This is a genomic window from Lactobacillus sp. ESL0680 (assembly GCF_029392855.1).
GTDB lineage: Bacteria > Bacillota > Bacilli > Lactobacillales > Lactobacillaceae > Lactobacillus.
This window is the reverse complement of record NZ_CP113945.1, coordinates 642559-663477: the sequence shown is the minus strand read 5'-3', so window position 1 is coordinate 663477 and position 20919 is coordinate 642559. Positions and strand designations below refer to the sequence as shown.

32 protein-coding genes are annotated in these 20919 nt (G+C 38.1%); all 32 read right to left on the bottom strand.

Features of this window, described 5'->3' with window-relative positions; genetic code table 11:
• Positions 1 to 311: 311 nt before the first annotated feature.
• Positions 312 to 692 carry a DUF2577 domain-containing protein gene (locus tag OZX58_RS03350; RefSeq protein WP_277141480.1) on the bottom strand — a complete coding sequence of 127 codons (381 nt, stop codon included), beginning with the start codon at positions 690 to 692 and terminating at the stop codon, positions 312 to 314.
• Positions 665 to 1693, bottom strand: a complete 1029-nt coding sequence (locus tag OZX58_RS03345) for a late control protein D (protein ID WP_277141478.1) — start codon at positions 1691 to 1693, stop codon at positions 665 to 667. The genes OZX58_RS03350 and OZX58_RS03345 overlap by 28 nt, the downstream gene beginning before the upstream one ends.
• Positions 1690 to 2382 (bottom strand): hypothetical protein, encoded by a 693-nt coding sequence (locus tag OZX58_RS03340; protein ID WP_277129854.1) that lies wholly within the window; start codon positions 2380 to 2382, stop codon positions 1690 to 1692. The genes OZX58_RS03345 and OZX58_RS03340 overlap by 4 nt, the downstream gene beginning before the upstream one ends.
• Complete coding sequence (locus tag OZX58_RS03335; RefSeq protein WP_277141476.1) at positions 2382 to 5519, bottom strand: tape measure protein; 3138 nt, start codon at positions 5517 to 5519, stop codon at positions 2382 to 2384. The genes OZX58_RS03340 and OZX58_RS03335 overlap by 1 nt, the downstream gene beginning before the upstream one ends.
• Positions 5520 to 5743: 224 nt before the next feature.
• Positions 5744 to 6157: a hypothetical protein gene (locus tag OZX58_RS03330; protein ID WP_277129857.1), complete on the bottom strand. Its 414-nt coding sequence runs from the start codon at positions 6155 to 6157 to the stop codon at positions 5744 to 5746.
• 12 nt (positions 6158 to 6169) lie between these two features.
• Complete coding sequence (locus OZX58_RS03325) at positions 6170 to 6646, bottom strand: phage tail tube protein (protein ID WP_277141474.1); 477 nt, start codon at positions 6644 to 6646, stop codon at positions 6170 to 6172.
• A gap of 10 nt (positions 6647 to 6656) precedes the next feature.
• Positions 6657 to 8021, bottom strand: coding sequence for a phage tail sheath family protein (locus tag OZX58_RS03320; protein ID WP_277141472.1), 1365 nt, complete (start codon positions 8019 to 8021; stop codon positions 6657 to 6659).
• Positions 8022 to 8231 carry a hypothetical protein gene (locus OZX58_RS03315; protein ID WP_277141470.1) on the bottom strand — a complete coding sequence of 70 codons (210 nt, stop codon included), beginning with the start codon at positions 8229 to 8231 and terminating at the stop codon, positions 8022 to 8024.
• Positions 8212 to 8622, bottom strand: a complete 411-nt coding sequence (locus tag OZX58_RS03310) for a DUF6838 family protein (RefSeq protein ID WP_277141468.1) — start codon at positions 8620 to 8622, stop codon at positions 8212 to 8214. Before OZX58_RS03310 ends, OZX58_RS03315 begins: the two co-directional genes overlap by 20 nt.
• Positions 8619 to 9020, bottom strand: coding sequence for an HK97 gp10 family phage protein (locus OZX58_RS03305; protein ID WP_277141465.1), 402 nt, complete (start codon positions 9018 to 9020; stop codon positions 8619 to 8621). Before OZX58_RS03305 ends, OZX58_RS03310 begins: the two co-directional genes overlap by 4 nt.
• Positions 9017 to 9379, bottom strand: a complete 363-nt coding sequence (locus tag OZX58_RS03300; protein WP_277141463.1) for a hypothetical protein — start codon at positions 9377 to 9379, stop codon at positions 9017 to 9019. Before OZX58_RS03300 ends, OZX58_RS03305 begins: the two co-directional genes overlap by 4 nt.
• Positions 9376 to 9771, bottom strand: a complete 396-nt coding sequence (locus tag OZX58_RS03295) for a hypothetical protein (RefSeq protein WP_277141461.1) — start codon at positions 9769 to 9771, stop codon at positions 9376 to 9378. Before OZX58_RS03295 ends, OZX58_RS03300 begins: the two co-directional genes overlap by 4 nt.
• A 3-nt stretch (positions 9772 to 9774) precedes the next feature.
• Positions 9775 to 10779, bottom strand: a complete 1005-nt coding sequence (locus OZX58_RS03290) for a capsid protein (RefSeq protein ID WP_277141460.1) — start codon at positions 10777 to 10779, stop codon at positions 9775 to 9777.
• Positions 10766 to 11332, bottom strand: a complete 567-nt coding sequence (locus OZX58_RS03285) for a phage scaffolding protein (protein WP_277141459.1) — start codon at positions 11330 to 11332, stop codon at positions 10766 to 10768. Before OZX58_RS03285 ends, OZX58_RS03290 begins: the two co-directional genes overlap by 14 nt.
• 112 nt (positions 11333 to 11444) lie before the next feature.
• Positions 11445 to 11774 carry a YjcQ family protein gene (locus OZX58_RS03280; protein ID WP_277141458.1) on the bottom strand — a complete coding sequence of 110 codons (330 nt, stop codon included), beginning with the start codon at positions 11772 to 11774 and terminating at the stop codon, positions 11445 to 11447.
• Positions 11775 to 11782: 8 nt separating this feature from the next.
• A complete protein-coding gene (locus OZX58_RS03275) occupies positions 11783 to 11995 on the bottom strand; it encodes a hypothetical protein (RefSeq protein WP_277141457.1) in 213 nt (70 codons plus the stop codon).
• A gap of 12 nt (positions 11996 to 12007) precedes the next feature.
• A complete protein-coding gene (locus OZX58_RS03270; protein WP_277141456.1) occupies positions 12008 to 12352 on the bottom strand; it encodes a polymorphic toxin type 50 domain-containing protein in 345 nt (114 codons plus the stop codon).
• A gap of 15 nt (positions 12353 to 12367) precedes the next feature.
• A complete protein-coding gene (locus OZX58_RS03265; protein ID WP_277141455.1) occupies positions 12368 to 13417 on the bottom strand; it encodes a minor capsid protein in 1050 nt (349 codons plus the stop codon).
• Positions 13398 to 14831, bottom strand: a complete 1434-nt coding sequence (locus tag OZX58_RS03260; RefSeq protein ID WP_277141454.1) for a phage portal protein — start codon at positions 14829 to 14831, stop codon at positions 13398 to 13400. The genes OZX58_RS03265 and OZX58_RS03260 overlap by 20 nt, the downstream gene beginning before the upstream one ends.
• Positions 14822 to 16072: a PBSX family phage terminase large subunit gene (locus tag OZX58_RS03255; RefSeq protein ID WP_277141453.1), complete on the bottom strand. Its 1251-nt coding sequence runs from the start codon at positions 16070 to 16072 to the stop codon at positions 14822 to 14824. Before OZX58_RS03255 ends, OZX58_RS03260 begins: the two co-directional genes overlap by 10 nt.
• Entirely contained in the window at positions 16062 to 16505 is a 444-nt protein-coding gene (locus OZX58_RS03250) for a terminase small subunit (RefSeq protein WP_277141452.1), read from the bottom strand. The genes OZX58_RS03255 and OZX58_RS03250 overlap by 11 nt, the downstream gene beginning before the upstream one ends.
• 56 nt (positions 16506 to 16561) lie before the next feature.
• Complete coding sequence (locus OZX58_RS03245) at positions 16562 to 16870, bottom strand: hypothetical protein (RefSeq protein ID WP_277141451.1); 309 nt, start codon at positions 16868 to 16870, stop codon at positions 16562 to 16564.
• Between the two features lie 58 nt (positions 16871 to 16928).
• Positions 16929 to 17489 carry a DUF4145 domain-containing protein gene (locus tag OZX58_RS03240; RefSeq protein WP_277141450.1) on the bottom strand — a complete coding sequence of 187 codons (561 nt, stop codon included), beginning with the start codon at positions 17487 to 17489 and terminating at the stop codon, positions 16929 to 16931.
• A gap of 236 nt (positions 17490 to 17725) precedes the next feature.
• A complete protein-coding gene (locus OZX58_RS03235; RefSeq protein WP_277141449.1) occupies positions 17726 to 18223 on the bottom strand; it encodes an ArpU family phage packaging/lysis transcriptional regulator in 498 nt (165 codons plus the stop codon).
• Positions 18224 to 18239: 16 nt separating this feature from the next.
• The gene (locus OZX58_RS03230) at positions 18240 to 18734 is read right to left on the bottom strand and encodes a hypothetical protein (RefSeq protein WP_277141448.1); all 495 of its coding nucleotides are present in this window, start codon (positions 18732 to 18734) and stop codon (positions 18240 to 18242) included.
• Positions 18735 to 18904: 170 nt separating this feature from the next.
• Positions 18905 to 19285 carry a VRR-NUC domain-containing protein gene (locus tag OZX58_RS03225; protein WP_277141447.1) on the bottom strand — a complete coding sequence of 127 codons (381 nt, stop codon included), beginning with the start codon at positions 19283 to 19285 and terminating at the stop codon, positions 18905 to 18907.
• A complete protein-coding gene (locus OZX58_RS03220; protein ID WP_277141446.1) occupies positions 19278 to 19712 on the bottom strand; it encodes a hypothetical protein in 435 nt (144 codons plus the stop codon). Before OZX58_RS03220 ends, OZX58_RS03225 begins: the two co-directional genes overlap by 8 nt.
• A 16-nt stretch (positions 19713 to 19728) precedes the next feature.
• Positions 19729 to 19896 (bottom strand): hypothetical protein, encoded by a 168-nt coding sequence (locus OZX58_RS03215; RefSeq protein ID WP_277141445.1) that lies wholly within the window; start codon positions 19894 to 19896, stop codon positions 19729 to 19731.
• A gap of 2 nt (positions 19897 to 19898) precedes the next feature.
• Complete coding sequence (locus OZX58_RS03210; RefSeq protein ID WP_277141444.1) at positions 19899 to 20075, bottom strand: hypothetical protein; 177 nt, start codon at positions 20073 to 20075, stop codon at positions 19899 to 19901.
• Positions 20068 to 20289, bottom strand: a complete 222-nt coding sequence (locus OZX58_RS03205; protein ID WP_277141443.1) for a hypothetical protein — start codon at positions 20287 to 20289, stop codon at positions 20068 to 20070. The genes OZX58_RS03210 and OZX58_RS03205 overlap by 8 nt, the downstream gene beginning before the upstream one ends.
• Positions 20290 to 20305: 16 nt before the next feature.
• Positions 20306 to 20551: a hypothetical protein gene (locus OZX58_RS03200; RefSeq protein ID WP_277141442.1), complete on the bottom strand. Its 246-nt coding sequence runs from the start codon at positions 20549 to 20551 to the stop codon at positions 20306 to 20308.
• A gap of 2 nt (positions 20552 to 20553) precedes the next feature.
• A complete protein-coding gene (locus tag OZX58_RS03195; RefSeq protein ID WP_277141441.1) occupies positions 20554 to 20745 on the bottom strand; it encodes a hypothetical protein in 192 nt (63 codons plus the stop codon).
• Positions 20746 to 20919: the final 174 nt, after the last annotated feature.

Sequence of the window (20919 nt, the reverse complement as noted above, 5' to 3'; positions counted from 1 at the left end):
CCATCGAGTCTCATGTTTTTTCATTTGAATAATCCTTAGTTTTTGCTATAATTACAGCAAAAGGGAAACGTTCCCGCTTCCCCTTTGCTTGTTACCTAAAAAGTTGGAACAATTGGAGTAACAAGCTCAAGATTGTTGCAAGACTCGCTAGAAAGCTAACCACATTAGTAAACCGATTAAAGTTTACCTTGCGGTTGGCTTTTTTGCTTGCCTTACGGTAATCTCTGCGAGTCATCTAACTCACTTCCTACTTATAGGCTAGTTGGTTTTTCAGCCAACATTTTCATTATATATAAAAGAGAATTATTTTACTATGTCAATTTCAATTTGACTTTCGGTTCACGTTCAAATAGATAAAATTGCTGACCACCATCCATACGGATCATGGTCACCTTATCACCAGCCTTTAAACTATTGTCCAATTCATATCTAACCTTCTCAATAATTTCTGGACGATTACCCGAAACACTACCCACCTGGTCACTATGCGCATAAATCTTAGCCTTAGAATCTAGTACAATCTTGCCGATGTTTTTGCCCAGAACGATAAAATCATCGGTCAAAATCATGTCGTTAGCTAACTGCACTTTCAGTGGGTCAACTGAATCAACCGTGCCATAAACAATGTCACAGTATTCATTATCTGAACCGCCACGCTCATGCATCATTCGCCAGAGTCGCTCGCCAGCCATGACGACATCACCTTCATTTCTAATTCACAATTATAATCTGTACCAAAATTATGCGTTGCCTTTAAAATACCGCAATTCTTGATCGTCTTGTAGCCTTTGATTTTTACTTCAACCGAATTACCTGCCACTAAATCAAGGTTGCCAATGCAATCTATCGTCAAAGTTTTATTGGCTAAGTCTTTTTGCTTCAAAACATTCTTCGCTTGCTTAACCATCTGTGCATGATTAGCTTTATTTTTCTTGTTTTCTGTAATCTGCAATTTGCCCCAACGCTTAACGCTCGGCATCTTTTTAGTTACCGTTTTAAAACTCGTTCTTTTAGGATCATCACTCTTAGCTGTGGCTGTCTTAGACTTGGATTTCTTTTCATTCTTTTGAACGATTTTGACTACGTTTGCCGTGTTATCAATGTCCTTAGAATATGTGAAATCTGTCATCCCTGAGTCACCATCCAAAATCAGCTTAAGCTTTTTACGCGGCGCTCGGCACAATTCAATCCGTGAGTAATTAGCATAAATGAAATACATGTGTCCTGTTGCACGCAATGTTTTCTTGATTGCGCTTTTAAGCATATCGAAGTATGACTTACCGTCACAAACTTCCGCAGCTACCTTATGCTTCGGTCGGTCAACTACTTTGTGACTGATGCCAGCTCGCTTGCAGACATTAGTAAAACGGTCAGCAATTGTTCCTGTCTTCCACACGATAGAATCTTGGTTCTTTAAATATCGCGTCTTGTCGTAAGCTGTAATATTAACCGTCTTATCGCTTTTAAGTTCTGCCTTAAAAACATAGCCATAAAAGACCTTTTTATGATCCCAATAAAATTTAACAATGCTGCCAAGTGCTGGCAAGTAAGTCTTATCTTGATAAACCAAATCAAAATCTAATTGCCCAGCAGAAAAGTTCAGATCTGTTGTCCATTTCGGATTAGCGACAATGTTTTTAACATCGTAACCTTTCTTTTTATCTCGTGACCAAATTTGAAAAAAGGTTATCATGCTCTTTTCACATCACCTTTCTTGACCCAACCACGAGCGCCACCTGATAGCGTTGAAACATGAATTGGGTACTTGTGGCCCGTTGCAATGTTGGTAATCTTACGCTTTGCATTTTTCTCGTAAGCACCCGCTCCACGTCCGTCACTATCTAAGTGCAATCTACCATTCACAATTACTGTTGAGCCTCTGCCAATCTTCTTAGCAGGGCTATTGCGGTGCTTGCTATGACCTGACTTACGCTTTTTCTTCTTTTTCTTAACTTTCTTATAGCTCGCCTTGCGGTAATCCTTAAGTTCCAAAGTATAAGTATATTCGCCATCATAGCCATCTTTAAAGCCCGGTTCAAAACTAGCAATTGTCATTGTCCTACTTAATTCAGTCGAAGCAACTACCAGCTGTACTCGACCTTTACTCTTCTGAATTTCTTTCAGCCAATCAATGTAATAGGTTGGCTCTTGAAAATCAGCAGTTGAAACAAAATGGTCGTCTTTAGGAAACGTACTTTCTATTTCGATAGTACTAAGTTTCAGTGGGCCAAGTTGATTGATTTCACCCAGATTAATTACCGTTTGCGTCTTATCATCAGACTCATACTTGATTTTTAGGTCACTTGGATTAAGCGGTAATTCAATAGTCTCATTATTAGCATAGTTGGTTAGATACACGGCGAACTTATCGTTATTGTCCATTAAAGCCTCCTATTATCAATTTCAACCATGCGCTTTTCAATAGCTGTCATAATTTCATCAGCCGTTTGTTGTGGTTTGCTTGAGCCATTAATTACAATGGCACCTTTGGCAATCGTAACAGCGTGGCTACTATTACTACTGTTATTACGAGTAGAAAATACCTGACTGCGTGTCAAGCTGGCCGGTGTAATTGAGCCAGAACCAGTATAATTAACACCCACACTGCTACCAGTGTTGGCGGCATCAATTAATCCTGCTCCTGCAGCACTAACTAAACCGGTAGTTTTATTCATTCCCAAAGCCATACCTTGACCGATAAAACTACCAACTTCAGCAAATAGCCTTGATGGTGAATGAATTTTTGCTTTTGCACGTGCCGCCCGATCAGCTTGTGCAACTAATGCATCGGCTGCCGCAGCTACTGCACCAATTTCTGAACGTATTCCGGCAGCAAGTCCAGCGCCAATCATAGCTCCGGCTGATTGCATTGCACCTGCGCCACTTCTAGCAACAGCAGCAGCTCTTGAAACAGCCGATTGAACAGCGGCAACCATCCGATTACCACCACTCCTTACGGCTGATACTGCTTGATTCATACCTGATCTAACTGCAGAAACAACACCTACCATTGACGGTCTGCCTACATGAGGGGCTGGAATGTTTCTCAATTTAGGCATTCTAGGCTGGGGAATAACCGGTCTTGCGACTTTAACGTGCAAAGTTTTAATCTTTGGCGCTTTAGGTGTTGGGATTTTTGGTTTGGCAATTGTAATATGTAAGGATTTAGTTTTAGGTAATTGTAATTTAAAAGTTTTAGGCTTTTTTATACTAATTGAAATTTTACTATTAGCTTTTAATGATTTTAAAGCAGAAGCAGCTAATTTTAATCCAGAAACAAACCTAGACACACCGTTACCTGCTTTCGAAACATTTGAACCTGTATCACCTAATTTCTTAGCTCCTGTCACAATTTCTGCAAATATAGCACCTACTCTACCTATACCAATTCCAGATAGTTCTTTCATACCACTAGCCATTAAACTCACACCTTGACCAGCATATTTTGCGGATTGTCCAACAGATTTAATGGTGTCAGCTATTCCCTCAAGAATTCCCTTAATTCCACCTGTAATGGACTTAATTACATTCGAAATTGATCGTCCAACGCTATTTATTACTCCAGAAATTGACTTACCAATGGTATTCGCTATTCGACCGACATTTTGCCCTATCGAATTGACTGCCTGAGAAATTGATTGTCCTAACTGAGAAATAATATTTTTTATTCCAGAAGCTACCGAATTAATTACAGCAACTACTCCTGGCAAAGCGCCAGCTATTGCATTAATAACGCTTGTTACTGCACTACCAATTGACCTTACTAATCCCGACAAAGCACTAATACCGGGAGTTGCAATAGCTATTGCCGCGCCAATTAATAAAATTGCAGCTGAAAAGCCTAAAATACCTGGTAAAGCTATCTCTAAAGCCGAGCCAAGGCCTGAAGCCACAATCATTAACCCGCTAATACCAATAATCATTCCTAAAAACATTGTTAATCCGCCGCTACTATTCAATGTAGCAGCAGCTTGAGCAAATACCCAAACTGCAGCAGCAACTGCAAGCAAAGCAACAGAAAATTTTAAAATTCCACTTGCAAGATTAGATAAACCTTCAAATGGTTTAGTTATAGCATTAATATCTGGCGCTTCAATTTTAGGTGTTTTAATTTCTTTACTCTTGCCAAAAATGTTTTTCAAACCTTTAAGTTTATCAAACGCATTACCAACCGAAGAAATAGTATTTATAATGCCCTTTCCAATTTTAAAAGCCAGAAATGCACCTGCCAAAACCTTAATAGCAGTCGCAACTTGCTTTATCTGGTCGGGTTTAAGTTTACCTAATTTATTTAATCCTGCTATTAATGCACCAAATACTAGTCCTTTCATACCTGTCTTTAAAATTACTAATGCAGCACCCAAAGCTTTTAATGTCCCAGGATCCATTTTGCTAATTGCTCTAGCTATGCCATCTATTGCATTAGCCGCTCCTCTAATTGCACCACCACCTATTTTCCCAATTTGCGTAAATAAATTTCCTTTACCACCAGATGAAGCTTTTTTACTTAGTGAACCTATTGTTTTACCAATGTCTTGAAACATGCCTTGTATTGCTGACAATGCTCCAGTTGAATTAAAGCCTTTAAATATATTACTAGCTGCACTTCTAATCTTGTTAAAGACCGCCATAGCCTTATCACCTAATTTATTAAAATCAAATCGATTAATTTTATCGTTGACTTTATCAAGTGCATCAATTCCTACTTTACTAAATCGTTGAAACTGCTTAATTAATTGATAAGCTAGATTTTCTTTAATTCCTTGAATTGCTTGCCCTACAGTTTTAAATTTTGTGGCCATTTTAGTAAAGTTAGCATTGTTACCAGCTCGTTCAACCGCTTTAAAAAATTCATCAGTCTTAATTGTGCCTTTTTGAACTTGGGCAACCATCTGTCGTTCGCTCATGCCCATTGCTTTAGCAACAGCTGAAATACCACCTGGTGCTTGCTCTAACATTAATCTAAAGTCTTGCCATTGGACCATTGGCTTAGCAGCCATTTGTGTACCCTGTTGACTCAAAGTTTTCATTGCTTGAACTGGATCTTGGGCTGATGCAGCTAAACCAGCAAAACCAGTTACTAGCTTACCAGTATTTTTAACACCTACAGAAGCTAATTGGCTATAAGTAGATGACATATCAGTCGCATCATAGATTGTCTTAGCTGCATAATCAGCCATAGACGCCTTAGCTTTAGCAATTTGTGCGGGGGTTTTACCAATCTGATGCATATTGCCTTCAAACGTTTGCCAAGCAATACTTGATTGATTTAATTCTTGCAGCATACCTCTTATACCATTACCAGCTAACGCCATACCTTTGCTAATCGTACTGCCGACAACTTGCGCGCCAACCATTGACTTGAAAAATCCGTTAGATTGCTTTGTCGCATTACCAAACATGTTGCCACCATTTAAGGCACCCTTTAGCTTGTCGAAGCCGCTCGAACCTGATTCAAGCTTTCTTAGCGTCCCACTAAAAGCGTCATTCAAGCGGATTGTAGTTTCAATTACTCCCATATATTTACCTCCTTTCTTGCAATAACAAAAAGAGGCAAGACCTTACGCCTTGCTCTCCCGTTTCATTTTCTCAACTTCTTCTTTTTCATGCTGCTGACGAACTTCAATTGATGCAATAATCAGCGCTTGTTCTCGTGAACTCAATTCTATCCATTGTTTCGGTGTCCAATGATATTCATTAAGCACGTAGTGATAAGCACCAAAGTCGCCAACTGAGTTTTCAATTAGTTTTTTGCCGTATTCTTCACTGCTTCGGCGTCTTCAATACCCGAAATCTTCATAATCCGGTCAGCAAGTTCACTGTATTCGCCAATCGTTAACATTCTTTGCAGTAGTTTTGCTGCGTCGCCATCAACTACACTATAACTTTTCATCAGTTCTGCATTGTGGAGGTCTGGCGATACCACACTTGCTTCAACAATTAAATCAGTAAATTTATTCTGGTCAGTTTGCGCTTCGTATTGGTGTGTCTTACTGTTTAACGTCTGCTTAGTTGCTTGATTCCGCAATCTAGTAACATCTTCAGCCAATAATGACTTAATTTTAAACGGCGATTTAAAACGTTTAAATTTAACGTTTTCCGTTTTAACGGGATTTTCTACGTTCTTCATTAAAAAGTCATTGATATTTTCAGTCATAATTTATTCTCCTTATTGTAAACTGCCATTAAATTCATTGATTAAGCTAAAGCCTTCGAACGAAAAGTCAGACTTGACTTCCATTACACCATCATCAGCCTTGAAATCAGCAATCGGAATGGTGTCAAGATTGACGTTATTGAGTTGAACAACCTGCTTACCCCAATCAGTCGTTTGGTCTTCAATCGTTAACGTAATATCAAAGTACAAGTCACGTCCATTTTGAACGTACGGCATTGCTTGCTTAATCCAATTAGAGTTAATCAGGTAGCCGCTCAGCGTTCCAGTTCCTTCAATAGAAGTAGTCTTCTTCCGCTTCCAGTGCGTTCCGAGAGTTTGAATATCTTCCTTCTTCTTTTCCAATTTGGCTGTAAACTCGTTACATTCAATCATCTTATAGACTTGTCCAGCAATCGTTAAGGTTACAGTTGCTTCTTTTGTAGAAATCGCGTTTCTACCATTTAAAAAATCACTTGCTTCTAAGGGCATGTTCTTCCTCCTATCCTACATTAATCGTGACGTAGAGTTTCTCCATTGCATCCACAGGCTTTACTGCCAAGTCAACAACAACGGAATCACTGTCTTCGCCCGGATTAACTGTAATATCAGTTGCACTAAAGTCTTGAATTACGTTACTGTCGTTTAAGCCTTGCAAATAGCTTACTCGGTTAGCTTTAAACAGGTCACGGCCAGCGGCGTTATTGCCAACTTTGCCTAAGTAAGATTTCTCAAATGCTTGTTCAGTATCTGTCGCAATCTCGTCCAATACCCGTAGAACTTTATTCTTACTGAAGCTCTTAGGCTTATCCTTAGTAAACTTAGTCAGTGAATTGATGTCCTGCTCAATTACAACTCGTTGACCTGGTCGTGTTGAAAAGACAATCTGACCAGCATTCAATGCCGCGATAGTTTTCTCATTGTTCAACCGTGGATTAGCACTAATTGCATCTTCAATTTCTGTATAAGTCAGTGAGGCTGAACCATCAACTGAACTAGACAGACCAGCAAAATAGCCAGTGGCATCAGTCACAGATAAAGCAGTGCCATCGCTTAGCGTTAAGCCATTGGCAACAACTGAAATGCCTTCGTAATTGACGTTGTTGATACTTGAACTTGCCGGAATCACACCGCGAATCTTCATTCCCTCGGTATCTCTTAGACGCTTAACCGTTGTAACCAGTAACGCATGAATATTACTGTCTTCTGGATAACCAGCTGTTGTGACAACCGAATAGTTTTCTGTCTCCATTGCATCGCTCATCAGGTCCTCGGTATTAGCTGGCGTTGTTGTCCCACCAGTTAACTTGTAGCTGGCTGCTGCACTAATTGCTTCTAGTTTAGCTTGACCATTATCCTGTTCAGTCATTGTCGGAATAACATAATCATTAGCAAGTAAGTTATTGCCTGTTGTCGTAGTAATTGTCTGCTCATCAACAATTTCAGTACCAAACAGTGTTGTAACTGTGATATTAGTCGTATTATTTGGATCCTTTTCAACTGAAATACTGATGTCATTACCCTTAGTTCCGGGGTAAGTTGCTTCGAACTTCCAAGGTAATGCTGGATCAGACAAACTTGCCCGTACGCCATCGTTGGTATTTAAAAAGAGGACTGTTTCAGCCCCCTTTAGTACCTGTTTCAATGCCATCAGTTTTGGATCATCAATTGTTGTCCCTAGTAACTCTTTGAAGTTACTATCATTATGTACTTCAATAACGCCTTTCTTGCCCCAGCCTAATTGCGCATTACTTAATATTAATGTTCTACCTAAACTAGAATCAGAAGTCGGTTGGGCAATGCCCTTAACATTGACATATGCTCCTGAACGCCGCTTATTCTGCGTTTTCCATGTTCCGCCTGCCATTTAAATTCCTCCTTTAAATTTCTTAATTGCTGCTTGTAATTCTTCAACCGTGTATGTCTTACTATCGTTTAAAACAGTTCGTAAGATATCTTTATCAACGGTTTCAAACAGGTTACTATTAAGAATAGCTTTCTTCGTAAACCTGTTTTCTTGCTTAATAACAGTGCTAAACGGTTTTTCCTGCACTGTCTCATTCTTTGACTCCGCCATTTACATCTACCTTTCTTTGTTTAATAGTTCTATCTTGCTTAATTGCCCAAGTCCAAACCTCGAATTTAACTTCTAACACAGTGTTAGCTGTATCAATGTCAAATTCACGATTATGAATATCGGCAAAACCTGATAGCTGCGTAAATTTATCTAACAGCTTGTCTTCCACACGCTCCATATCTGCATTTGGATGGTCAGAATTAGGAAAATACACTAACTGGTAGTGATATTTTCGATCCTGATTCTCAAACAGCAGTGGTGTAGTTGCAGTTAGAATTTTCTGGATAAAAAAAGACGGCTCCTGAAAGTTGCTGTCTTGGTTTTCTGTATAAATTACTGCATCTGGAAAGATCACTGCTATTTCATTTGCTATGCGCTCTGTAATTGTCATGATAATAGGTTCCTAAACTTAACTAATACTGGTGTAATCAAGAATGGCAATTGACTTTCGATTTGCGTTTTTGACTTCTCCATAAAAAATTGTCCTGGTACCCAACTGCCACCACCACGAGTTCGGTGACCATTCTCAACAAAAGACGAGTATTCAGCATTGTTGCTAAGTTTAATGTCCCAGCTCATGCCGCCATAATGCGGACCAGACACAGTCCAAGAACGCCTTAAAGTACCAGTATCAACTGGCGTATTAGCTTTAAACTGCTTAAGTGATTGTTGACCAATTCTACCAGCACTCTCACCAATCGCTTGCTTTAACTGACCACTATTTACGGCATTCGTAATCTTGTCAGTAAATGCCTTAAACTCGCTGTCGTCAACCGTTCCCAAACTCACGCTTTCTCATCCCTCACCATTGCTAGTTCTTGATGACTAGCATAACCGGTATAGCCTTTGCTGGCTCGCTTATACTGAACCGTTTTGCCATTCACATCAGTTACATTGATACGACTTCCTGCTGGAATTGATATTCCAGTCCTAATTAGCAGCTCTGCATCATATTCATCAGTACCGAAAAATGACTGTGTGCTGGCTTTTTGCCCTTTTAGGAGAACTTTACATGGCTCATCAGAAACAATCGTCACGGTTTCACTATCAGTGATAGCGCCATGCTTAACTGATCGCTTGCCAGTAATTGTTGCCTTATCATGCCAAAGCAGTGGTGCTGCTCTGGTCAGTCCGCCAAACATGCTCATTGTGGTGGCAACCTCCTATATCTATTCAATATCAAGCGAAAATCATCGCTAATCGAATTGACAGTTTGTAAGTCTTTGTAAGCTTCACTAGGTTGCTTAAACGTTACTGATACATCGCCTTCAGTAATTGAACCTACATTGCTGTCGTCTTGTTGACCATTAAGCCAGCCATGAGTATCAAGTAATTGTACGGCTAAACTAACAATTGTGCTGCATAACTCTGCTGGCAGTTCGTCAATTGTCGTATTGCAATAGTTAGCAACATCATCGATTGCTTTCTCAATCGTAAAGTCAACGATGCTGTCATAGCTAGGATTGTTGTCACTATTGGGTAGCAGCAGTTTAACCTTGGTCAACACATCATCGTATTTGGAATAGTTTTTATAGTCCATTAGCTATTTACTAGACTTCGTAGATTTGGTTGCCTTACTTACTGGTGTATCTTGCTCTGGTCCAACATCTTCAGTTTGCGGAGCTGACGGAGCAGAAGCTGCAGGCTTATCAGAAACAACGAACTCAATTCCAGCTGTCTTAGTTTGTAATAGAAGAACATCATTGTATGACTCTTCATAGTACAAGTAATTACCTGAATTAGCTGCACTTGGTGCATCAAAACCAGCAAATGAATATTTCTCAGGTGCAATTTGGATACCATTGTAAATTAAGAACATATCAATTTGTTTAGAATCATCAATTGTCTTTGAACCATCACTAAAATCAAATTCGGTTTGCATTAAATCAGCCGGAACAACCACAATCTTTACTGCGTCAATGCTATAAACCGTTCTTTGTGGATTATTAGCATCAACTGCCATTGTTCGATTCTTAGCTACTGCACGTTTCAAAACTGCATTCATTTTAGGTGTAATGTAAAGCACTCTATTTTGAGCCGGTACACGTGCTTCATCAAAGTCCAGCATCATATTGTCAAATGCTTCTAGGATATTATTCTCATCAAGCGTATCAGTAGTGATGCCTTTGCCACTATCTAAGTCATTCTTTTGACTATATAGCCGACTAAACATAAATCTGTCTTGTTCCGGCATCTTTTGCGTCAAATTGAATTGCTTAGTAATGTTAGCAATCGAAACAACATAGTTAGTTTCATCAACATCAAGCGGATCTACAAGCGTTTGCCAATAACGTTCATTAGTTAATTCATAGCTTTCCCAATCATTTGAATAGTTGGTGCTAAAACCAGTAATTGTGCGCCGTTGCCGATCCTTACGACCAGAGAGAATAGTGAGCTTAGGCAGTTTAATGTGCTTTGCGCCATCGAATTTAATCATTGAATTTGATGGTGAGTTCCACAGATCTCTTGAATATAAAACACCGTCCATATTGTAGAACGAGTCTTGAATTGCTTGCTGATATTGTTCAGCAAAATTAATTGTTGTCATCGTTATTTACCAATCCTTTCGTAAATATATTTGTCATAGTTTGAGTTTCATCATTACCAGTTGGCTGGCCATTTGCAGGTGTGTATGGCTGCTTACTGCCCTCATCAAACAAATAAGCATCAGACTGCTTAAGCCCTTTTACCTGTTCATCTAAGCCAATCAAATTGCCCTGCTCATCAAGCTTGATGTTATCCATGTTAAGTAATGCTTTGGCAGCCTTAGTATTGCGTACTTTACTTTGCGTCAAAGACTGGTCAATTGCATTGTTTAACTTAGTCTGACTTAATTGCTCATTAAGCTTGGCTGTGTCCTGTTTGTATTGTGCTTGCAAATCCTTTAACTGGTCAGAAACGTCATCGTTGTCTTTGACTTGTTTCTGCAGCTTTTTCAAGTCCTTGTCACGATTGGCAATCTGTTCAGTTAATGATTTATTGGTTTCCTCAAGTTCAGTAGACTTAGCCTTGATAGCATTAACATCTTCACCATGCATTATTATGACTTTGTCAATTACATCTCCACTCAAACCTAACTTTTCTAAATCTTCTCTTTTCATTTTCTGCTCCTTTAACATCTTTTTACGAGTTGACTTCTCGCAAGGGTATAAAAAATAAGCCTTTTTACGCCATGCTCAGGGCAAACAAAAAGCACTCAGATAATTCTGAATGCTACATTCCAGGAATAATTCCTTTAATATCTTTCAACGTTCTTTTAACACGCTCCATCATTGAATTGCTGAATAAGTATTCAATACCTGCAGGAGTAATCTGCACATTATCATATTTAATACCTGTTCCGCCTAACGCTTTAATTGGTATAATGCCAGTGATATAACCTTGGTCTGACATGTTAAACAAAATATAAGCCCAATACTGTTGATTGTATTGACTGCCAATTTCTTCTAATTCTTGATTCGAAATAAACTTTCCCTGTTTGAGGTAATCATATAGCCGCTTAAGCAGCATGTACATAATTACAAAATAATCATCTTTAGCCATATCTTCCCTCAATCAAGTACTTTTGCACTAACTACATCAGATAGCCGTACATCATCTTTAGGATCATCTGCCATAAAAATTGTTCCAGGTTGATCGTCTTCTTCATTTTCAATTTCATTAACAAATATCGTTCTTTCAGTACCGTCTTTAAATTTGAAGTCAACGTTTCTAGCTCTGAAATTATTAAGAATATCAATAAAACTCATACCATCAATCTTCATAACTAGCCTCCCTTATTTTAAATAATCTGGCCTTTGTGGAGTAATGTGAGCACCATGCTTTTTACTGCATGAAACACGACCATTCTTCGTAGGATGCTTATTACCGTCAACATCAGCCCAATACCCAATATAATTATCAGACTTAAACTTAAATGCGCCTCTATTTTTAGAATTAGGCTCATGTCCGTACTTATCAATTAATTTTTGCGCTTGTTCAGCTGATATCGTTAATTCGCTTACTGGATTTTTTCGTCCTTTAACATAATTATTAAATTCTGGTGTATCCATTACATGCTTATTATACGCCTCCGCATTAAGTTCTTTCCATTCATATTTACCATTTTTCTTTGGTTCCATTCTGACCGCATGACTTTAAATTTTAGTATCAATGTTATCAACATACAGCTTCTTCCACTCACTGAAGCTCATATTATTTACGAGCTTGCCTTTGCCCGTTTCTGGATCACGCATCCAACGTGTTTCAATGTCTGGTAGGGTATTATCATATGGTACGGTTGTGCAACGACAATACGGATGAATTAATGGGTAATTTTCACCGTCAATTCTATCTTTGACGTTAAAAATCTTGCCATCTAAATAACCACACACATCACAGGTATGTGATTCAAGTGTGGCCATGTATTCGTACTGTTCAATTTTAGAATCTTCATAGAACTCTGCCGTGGCGTTCTCAGCAGCGTGTCCCATTTCTGTAACAACTAACCGATGGACCTGATTTCTAGTGACATCCGCAAATCGATCCTTGAGCATTCTTGTAACTCGATCAGCAGAATAGCCAAGCAGTGTCCCTCTTAATAGAGCATCTGTCAGTTGGTCAGGCAAAACATCATGGTAATTCTTCCAAATTCTTTTAGAAAAATTGCTGCCTTGCCAGGGCTGATTTGCAATCTGCTTCAATTGCGTCTCGTTAAAATGTGTAAAATCAATGCCGAGTCTATTGTGCGAATCCTGCCAATTATAATTTTGATGCAGATACGTGTCTTGAAACTGATTTTCCAACGCAGTTTCCATATTGTCAGACTCTTTATCGGCAAACTTACCGCCTAATTCTTGCAACTGTTGGTTAATGTCCTGTAAACGAGCAATCCTGCTCTTGAAATACTCATTATCCAGCTCTTTATCAAAGCCGCCTGCCTTAGCTTTTTCCTCAAACTCCTTGAGTGTCATTTGCCAGTTAGTCGTATTGATGTGAGCTAGTAACTTTCTTGCACTAGGCACATCAATGTCATTATTTGCTGCATAACGTGCCAGGAATTTGTCAGTTTCTTTTTTAATTTCATTAAACAGCATCTTCATTCGACTACGCAACGCTGCTTCATAGCTTGTTGCGTTATCTAGTTGACGCTGCTTTAACTCAAGTTGCCGGTTCTTCCAGTAATTTCTAGTTTTCCTTGTCGTCATCTGGACCACCGTTTAATTTACCAGGCTTATCATGCTCATCATCGGTAGTATACGGATCACCTGCTGAAATATCTTGCTTCTGATCTTTCAACTCTTGCTGCCAGTCTTCGACTAACGGATTATTCTTCGCAATTGTTTCCTTTGACGTGTAATTAGCCAACTGAGCGATTGTTTGCGCTTGGGTTAAGTCATCTTCTACCTGTGTTCTCGTCCATGTCTGCGTGATTTTACGCCCTTCTGGATTAAATAAATGCAGATAGTTCATGATTGCTCGAACCAGCTCATTAATTGCATCTCTGAAATGCGTTTCAGTATTCGCTGCCTTCATCTCCAAGTGTGAATACAGCATTTTGATAGCCACGCCGCTGGCATTAGTTGATTCAAACTTGCTAGGGTCAACACCCTGACCATATAGAAAAATGTCTTCACGTGTAATCTTCAGCGCATCATCTCGAGCTTCAGTTGGAATGTCAATCGTTAACTTATCAACGCCTGATTTGTCACCAGTCCCTATATTGTCTAACTTAATAGCTTTATGTATTTTTAAATCATTTTCAAACTTGTCAACGTCTTCACCACCATAGTTAGTCAGCACGAGAATAACTTCCTGTACATCGTCTAAATCATTAATAAAGCCGTTGTAAATATCGTCATAGGCATCAATCAAACCTTTATACTTTAAAAGGTCTGGCTGCTCAAACTTATTTTTAGGAAACGCAATAAACGGAACACGACCCAAGTCATGCTTATACACATTACTTTGACCAGTTTCATAGCCAGCTGTCATGTCATAGCTAGTAAAACAGTTATACGGTTCCAGTTCATACTTATCAGTACCATTCGTTTGTTTAAAAGCTTGGCACTCTTTATCTGTCCAATATTCATGAACATTAAAGTATTCACCTTTTTCTTCGTCAAACTGACGATAGCTACGCAATACTGCCAGCAACTTACGATTAAGTTCAGTTGACCAAATTGGTGTTATTTGACTAGGTTCAATCACGCCATACCTGAAATTACCATCTTCATCAATCCAATAATGCAGCCATGCAATACCGGCATTTGCTGCATCAATTACTAACTGATTGAGCGTCAAATTGAAGTTATCGCCTAACACATCACTTACTCTATTACTATCCTGCTGACTGCCTACATCAATCTGTGGTGCCACTGTAGCTACATAACCAGCTTCTTGATTAACAAGTAGCTGGTGGAAATTGGAACTGACACGATTATCCGCATGTCTTAGCGGCTCGTCCTTACCGTCTTTATTCGTCTTAGATTTGCCATTATTCTTATTAGTAATGTCATTCTGAGTCTTGTAATAGCGTAACGATTTCTCATAATTGTTAGTAAAACTCGCTATTTCTTTTGATTTAGCTTTTAGCAATTCCTGCATCGCTTTTATTTCCATGGTACGAAACCTCCCTTCACCATTTGTCTACGCATTCCATATCTAACCGCATCAATTGTATGGTCATCGCCATCAGGGTAATTTTCAATCAAGTTATCCATGCCATCACGCTCGTATTCATAGCCCTTAAATTCTCTGGCAGCATTCGGACAAGTCACAGGATCAATGACAATTTCGCTAAGTCCTTGCAGCCATTTATAAGTAAATTCACGACTGCCTTTGCCTTTTGGTGCACCAACAACGTTAAGTCCTAACCTGCGCAATTCAGCAATCGTATTAGGCTCGGCTGCATCAGCTGAAATTAGCCCATGACCTATACCGGTTTGTTTAATCCTTTCAGTTGCTTCATTGTTCATTAACCGGCGCTGATAAATTTCATTAATTAATAATATACGTCGCCTATTCGGCTCATAAGCAATATCAACGTAAGCAGTCGGATCATTGGTAAAACCAAAGTCCATACCATGATAAATACTTTCAAAGTTATTGCGTTCTTGTTGAGTAATAACTCGGATAGTAAGATTGTCAAAGACTTCGGCACCCGTACCTGTGACTTCACCTAAATACTCGTGCTGATAGGCTTTTTCGTTGTCATGCTTTAACTGTTCAGCATCCGCGATAAACTCTTTACCCAGCCATTCTTTAGGGACTGAACGGTAATCTGACGAATGCACTAGCGTATCAGAACGTAAGCTCTGTTGTTCAGTAGCTTCGTTAACCCAATTGCGCTGTGAAGCTGGTGGATTGTAAGAGCTGAACGTAACAATGCCAGAACCACCGCGATTGAGTGATTGGTTGATGTTACGTATTTCTTCCATACCTTTAAAGTCAGATATTTCTTCGAAATGCTTAAACTTTGTGTAGCCATGTCTAAACTTCTGTGACTTAATCTTCTGTGGCTTATCAGCACCCTTGAAGCGTATCTGCTGGCCGGTTGGCAAGTATGTCAGTTGCATTGGACTGGTTGAACTTGCCCAGTAATCAGCAACGCCTAGCTTGTCAATTGCCCAAAGGTATTGGTCAAAAACGGAATCACGCAGCGTTGCAGCAACCTTACGGATAACTACCGCGTTAGCTTCTGGATCTTGCATCATGCCTAGAATAATTACGAGCGAAACAAAAGAGGACTTGGTTGAACCACGCCCTCCTTTTAGCCAATAATTAGCATATTTATGTTGCTTTACGTCTTGGTAAACAGAATAAAAAGACGGTGCAATTAAGTTGGTTAACCTAACTGTCATCGTCTTCACTCGGTTCTTTGTCTGGCACATCATCAATAATCTGTACTGGGCTTGCTATCTTTGCGTTAACCTCACGCTTCTCTGTCCACATCGCTGACCGCTTGCCGAGCAATTCAGCTGCTTTAATCCTATCTCTAGCACCAACTTTAACATCTTTGAAAATACCTTTTGCAGTAGCCACATCTTCTGTTTGTTCGCCTCGCATGACCGATGACAAATACTCAAGTATTTCCTGCTGATCGGCAACTTTACTATCAGATATTTCTTTCATTCGTTTTTCTAAATAATTAGCAATTTCAACTTTCTTCAGGTTTTCTTGTCCAATTGAGTAAGCTGTCCGTTTCGAATAACCCGCTTTAATTGCTGCGTCCGTAGCGTTTCCCGACTTAATGTATTCATCCACAAACTTCTGCTGTTTTACCGTCAATCTCATGCCCTATCACCTTCTTTCTGCATAAAAAAAGACGGATATTATGTCCGCCCTTTAAACTATTTATCACTTACAATCTGAATTTCAGACGTAACCTTTTTCAAATTTAATAGTGCTTTATTGATTTTATTGCAAAACTTAATAAGACCTTTTTCCTTGATAATTGCTTCGCCTGTACTTAAATTGACGGCACTATAATATTCTTCGCCGTCTTCGCAACTTTTACCAATTGGATAACTAACCGAAATAATAAAAAAACTAATATTTAAGCCATTAGCATAACTTGAGCTAACAATGTCTCCCGGCTTTAACATAATAATATTGATGTTATTTTTGCTTTCACCTTTATCTGTTCTTATAATGTTCATCTATTTTTCTCCAAACAAAAAGACGACTTTCAAGTCGTCCTTAAATACATAATTATTTTTATTTATTATCTACTTCTTCTAAAAATTCATAGTTAGTTATTAATAACATTTGAGTAAAATTTAATATTGTTTTTGCCTCTTCTTTAGTTTTAGAAATCTTATCATGGGTAGCAGAATTGCCTTCTGTTCTTATTTTATCAACCCATTGCTTATTATTTTTAGCTACATAATTATTGTCAACTAAATAATCAACGTAGAAGCCGAAAGGTTTATTCTCTTTTGCGCCAAAACCAATTGCTACATTAGCCAACAATTTTCTGCAAAGTAGAACTACACCAGTATACGCGCCTACTTTATAAGAATTACGTGCTTCACCGTATATATCTTCAACATCTTTAGGTAAGTTATTAATTTGTCTTCCATATGTTGGACCAGGCACCATATCTCCAAACTCAACGTATGTAGGTTTACTGCATAAAGGGCAAATATAAATACACACATCATTTGAGAATGCATTACAATATCCTTTATCACTTCCAACTTTATTTCCACAATATCCGCACTTATATGAATACGAATTAATTCTACTACAATTTTGCCATCCAGTTATATCGTCCATCCTTATTCACCTCACTGCAATAATACAAAAATCTAGCTAATAAAGCTAGATTTTTTATGAGATGAATAAAATTAGTTTACCGTCATCACGGACTACAGCGGCCATAGGAATCGAACCTATATAAGAGACCGTCACCGCTAACCAATATACAGGAGGAAATGCTCCGTTAAAACTGGTGTCAAAAACTCAGATATTTTCCGCTGCCTAATCTTTCGACAATACTAATATAGCACCTGTTAACCCCGACTTGACCCCGATTCTGCACCGATATTGCACCGATTTACAATTTTTAGGTCAGGTATATCTACATCATAAACAACCTTCCAAGTTTCAATAGTATCGGCAAATTGACAACAGGCATATCGCTTTAAATCTCCATAGCGAGAATCACTATATTTAACCTTGTCAGCGACTTGCCAATCTTTTAGTTCATCTATATATAATGCTTTTAAAATCGTTCTAAAAGGCTGATTTTGACTATCTGAGCAATGATCTATTGCTTGATAAACAGCTCTACATTTATCCTGCATATCAAAAATTTGGGTCATTCTTATTTCCGCACTATTTCGACCATGAACTGCTACACCTGTCGGATCAAGCTGTGGACTTTTCAAGTCAGTACGATGTAACCCAGCCTTAATTAAATAATTAGGGAAAGTATACTTAAAAAAGATACGTACTCGATTGGCTGTTTCTTTTTGATTAATATTTAAGCCTAAATCTAAATTCTCCACACGCTCGATCCTTTCGTCACTTTACAAAAATTTCTGTATCATTGCCGTTTATCATGTATTTACCACCGATTGAAATATCACACCAATGGAATTTCTTAACCATAATTTCGCCATGTGTTCTACGTTTAGCAGATTCAGTTGACCGTGCCTTAATTCCCCAATATGCAAGATTAGACAGACTAGACAAGTAAACGTCCTGATATTGATAAATGAATGGCAACCGCAGCCTTAAATGATAGTGGTCAATAATTAAATTAACTGTCTGCCGTGCATGCCCAGCTATACTTGTTGTTTCGCCAATTGAATAACCATCTTTAATCAACTGGACAATCTGATCGTCGTAATAATGCGATTTATATTTATACGGGCAGACTTTTCTAGGATTGCGTTGTTTACGAACTTTAGCACCTGTCTCATGATGCAATTCAATCATTAACGGATTACTATCGGGAATATTCAGCGTGCCATATTTTGCTTCAATTTCATGAATCAAGTCATAAGGAATTGTCATAATTTGTCACCGAAACGATGTTGGAAATATTGATTAAAACCTTACCTAAGGAAACATCAGTTAACAGGATAAAAGTATTCTCATCGCATTCATAAACTGCTTTACGGAATTCATCCATTGTTTCCTTAACTTGATAAGATGTCCTCCCATCATTTAAACGGACTATTAAATTAGTATCCATACCCGATTAAATCTCCTTTCACGATTGCAATTGCTTCTTCAGGACTGCGAGCAATACCGTGACAAATGCCACGTTCAGTAAGCATCTTATGAAACTGAATTTGTTCCAGTCTAGGTTTGCCAGTCTTAGATTTTACTTCAATAAAGAATGGCTTATTTAGGTTGTCATACCCGAATAAATCAGGAAATCCCTTTGGCAGTCCTGTATCAAACCAACGCCCGTTTTGCATTAAAACCTTGCCAACATTTGCACGGAAAGTAAGGAACCCACAGAATGAAAACAGCTTGCGAATATTGTTCTGTATGTCATGCTCTGTTGTTGCTTTAGTAATAATGCCTTGGTCGTATGCTTGCTTAATAACATCAGTCATCAGCTGGCACCTTCTCGCAATCTTCAAGATGGTATTTTTTGATTTCAGAATCGGTGAACTTAAATGAGTCATTAGGTACACATTCGATATTTGTAATAATCATTGTAGAATCATTGCATTGACCTATTTGATACCACGAGCTTGGATAAGTATGTGGCACTTTTACATACCATTTCTTTTCTGGAACAGGTTTACCGTACTTGTTCCATAGCCTATTTATTCCAATAAGTGAAATTAAGTTATTAGTATTTCCATCAAAATCCAAAAACATTATATCTTTTAAATCAGATTTAGAAATTGGAGTTGGCTCATTATCTTCAAAAGTTCCGTTACTATCCTCACTAGTACCGAAGTACCATTTTTGGTTTGTCTTCTGCTGGTAAAGAAAATATCCGTTATGTTCAATAATTCTTTTTTCTTCACTCATAGTTTTGTCTCCTTAACTATTTCACGCTGTTTAAAATATAATTTTCCAACTCTTCCGCAGCTTTATCAAAAGCTCTATTGTATCTATCCAAGCAATTCTGGCTGCAAAATATCATTGTGCCTTTTCTAATAGCACTTAAATCAATTAACCTTCCGCATACACTGCAATGTTCGCCTTCACTCATCGCTATGCCTTATCCTTATTTAATAAGCCTAAAATTTCATTCGTATCATCAACAACATCAGACACCAAGTCGCTTAACAATTGATGTGCATTAGCATTCTCACTAAGTTCCATATTAGTACCAACCACAATCGCTTTGTTCTGTAATTCGTTAAGTTTAGTAATTATTTTTTTATCCATTATTCTTCTCCATCAAATAGATACCCAGTTTTACAGGCTCATACCGCTCACAGACACTTTGTACGGATTTCAAATTAGCAAAAGTTGCAATAACTTCCTGCTTATTTAAGTTTAAAATCCCATAAAATAATTCCGTGTCGACATAAAGCGGCACAATTTCAAGATACTCGCCATTAATATTGCGATAAATATTTTTTTCAGTTGCTTCTTGCATGTTTAATTCCTTGCTTCTAATCCTGTTCATCCTCATCACTAACTATTTCTAACTTGGTCTGTCCATCAGCTTCTTCGGAGTCATTGATTAATTCCTGTTGTCTAGCTTCAAGGTTGACTTTCAGTCCCATACCTTGTGCTATTTCATTTAGCTCATCTAATGAAATATTTTCAGCCGAAGCAGTAAGCGAAATCGTTACTGTTCCGTCCTTAGTTTTGAAATCCTTGATATCGCCATTAAATTCCAAAGTTTTACCGTTCATTATTATTTGCCTCTTTGATTAATTATTTCTAACGTTAATAAGCTCTTAATTTTCTTTGTATCTTCCAAATAATCTAAAAGACAATCATCATTGCAGAAGTGTTTATTTTGATATGCAATTATTTTCAAAGTCCAATCTTTTGTTAAAATTCTTTTGCATTGATCACATACAATTACTTTTTCATTTTTAATCATAATCTCTCCTTAATTGGTATATACCTGCATGACGGATTATGATGGAATATGACGGATCCGTCATAGCTAATTCAACTTACTCCCACAACGATTAGAGCAATTTTACATGACGGATTTAGCCAAAATCCTATTCTTTATATATATTTTTTATTCTTTTTTTATTTTTATTCTTTA

Bases quoted from the DNA above. Each gene is read 5' to 3' on its own strand.
- OZX58_RS03320 (WP_277141472.1), bottom strand. From the start codon at position 8,021: ATGGCAGGCGGAACATGGAAAACGCAGAATAAGCGGCGTTCAGGAGCA.
- OZX58_RS03210 (WP_277141444.1), bottom strand. From the start codon at position 20,075: ATGGATAAAAAAATAATTACTAAACTTAACGAATTACAGAACAAAGCG.
- OZX58_RS03215 (WP_277141445.1), bottom strand. From the start codon at position 19,896: ATGAGTGAAGGCGAACATTGCAGTGTATGCGGAAGGTTAATTGATTTA.
- OZX58_RS03345 (WP_277141478.1), bottom strand. From the start codon at position 1,693: ATGATAACCTTTTTTCAAATTTGGTCACGAGATAAAAAGAAAGGTTAC.
- OZX58_RS03240 (WP_277141450.1), bottom strand. From the start codon at position 17,489: ATGGACGATATAACTGGATGGCAAAATTGTAGTAGAATTAATTCGTAT.
- OZX58_RS03340 (WP_277129854.1), bottom strand. From the start codon at position 2,382: ATGGACAATAACGATAAGTTCGCCGTGTATCTAACCAACTATGCTAAT.
- OZX58_RS03245 (WP_277141451.1), bottom strand. From the start codon at position 16,870: ATGAACATTATAAGAACAGATAAAGGTGAAAGCAAAAATAACATCAAT.
- OZX58_RS03200 (WP_277141442.1), bottom strand. From the start codon at position 20,551: ATGAACGGTAAAACTTTGGAATTTAATGGCGATATCAAGGATTTCAAA.
- OZX58_RS03230 (WP_277141448.1), bottom strand. From the start codon at position 18,734: ATGACAATTCCTTATGACTTGATTCATGAAATTGAAGCAAAATATGGC.
- OZX58_RS03300 (WP_277141463.1), bottom strand. From the start codon at position 9,379: ATGAGCATGTTTGGCGGACTGACCAGAGCAGCACCACTGCTTTGGCAT.
- OZX58_RS03220 (WP_277141446.1), bottom strand. From the start codon at position 19,712: ATGAGTGAAGAAAAAAGAATTATTGAACATAACGGATATTTTCTTTAC.
- OZX58_RS03310 (WP_277141468.1), bottom strand. From the start codon at position 8,622: ATGACAATTACAGAGCGCATAGCAAATGAAATAGCAGTGATCTTTCCA.
- OZX58_RS03335 (WP_277141476.1), bottom strand. From the start codon at position 5,519: ATGGGAGTAATTGAAACTACAATCCGCTTGAATGACGCTTTTAGTGGG.
- OZX58_RS03195 (WP_277141441.1), bottom strand. From the start codon at position 20,745: ATGATTAAAAATGAAAAAGTAATTGTATGTGATCAATGCAAAAGAATT.
- OZX58_RS03265 (WP_277141455.1), bottom strand. From the start codon at position 13,417: ATGACGACAAGGAAAACTAGAAATTACTGGAAGAACCGGCAACTTGAG.
- OZX58_RS03280 (WP_277141458.1), bottom strand. From the start codon at position 11,774: ATGGCTAAAGATGATTATTTTGTAATTATGTACATGCTGCTTAAGCGG.
- OZX58_RS03330 (WP_277129857.1), bottom strand. From the start codon at position 6,157: ATGACTGAAAATATCAATGACTTTTTAATGAAGAACGTAGAAAATCCC.
- OZX58_RS03250 (WP_277141452.1), bottom strand. From the start codon at position 16,505: ATGAGATTGACGGTAAAACAGCAGAAGTTTGTGGATGAATACATTAAG.
- OZX58_RS03205 (WP_277141443.1), bottom strand. From the start codon at position 20,289: ATGCAAGAAGCAACTGAAAAAAATATTTATCGCAATATTAATGGCGAG.
- OZX58_RS03295 (WP_277141461.1), bottom strand. From the start codon at position 9,771: ATGGACTATAAAAACTATTCCAAATACGATGATGTGTTGACCAAGGTT.
- OZX58_RS03260 (WP_277141454.1), bottom strand. From the start codon at position 14,831: ATGGAAATAAAAGCGATGCAGGAATTGCTAAAAGCTAAATCAAAAGAA.
- OZX58_RS03290 (WP_277141460.1), bottom strand. From the start codon at position 10,779: ATGACAACAATTAATTTTGCTGAACAATATCAGCAAGCAATTCAAGAC.
- OZX58_RS03255 (WP_277141453.1), bottom strand. From the start codon at position 16,072: ATGACAGTTAGGTTAACCAACTTAATTGCACCGTCTTTTTATTCTGTT.
- OZX58_RS03275 (WP_277141457.1), bottom strand. From the start codon at position 11,995: ATGAAGATTGATGGTATGAGTTTTATTGATATTCTTAATAATTTCAGA.
- OZX58_RS03225 (WP_277141447.1), bottom strand. From the start codon at position 19,285: ATGACTGATGTTATTAAGCAAGCATACGACCAAGGCATTATTACTAAA.
- OZX58_RS03325 (WP_277141474.1), bottom strand. From the start codon at position 6,646: ATGCCCTTAGAAGCAAGTGATTTTTTAAATGGTAGAAACGCGATTTCT.
- OZX58_RS03285 (WP_277141459.1), bottom strand. From the start codon at position 11,332: ATGAAAAGAGAAGATTTAGAAAAGTTAGGTTTGAGTGGAGATGTAATT.
- OZX58_RS03315 (WP_277141470.1), bottom strand. From the start codon at position 8,231: ATGGCGGAGTCAAAGAATGAGACAGTGCAGGAAAAACCGTTTAGCACT.
- OZX58_RS03350 (WP_277141480.1), bottom strand. From the start codon at position 692: ATGGCTGGCGAGCGACTCTGGCGAATGATGCATGAGCGTGGCGGTTCA.
- OZX58_RS03270 (WP_277141456.1), bottom strand. From the start codon at position 12,352: ATGGAACCAAAGAAAAATGGTAAATATGAATGGAAAGAACTTAATGCG.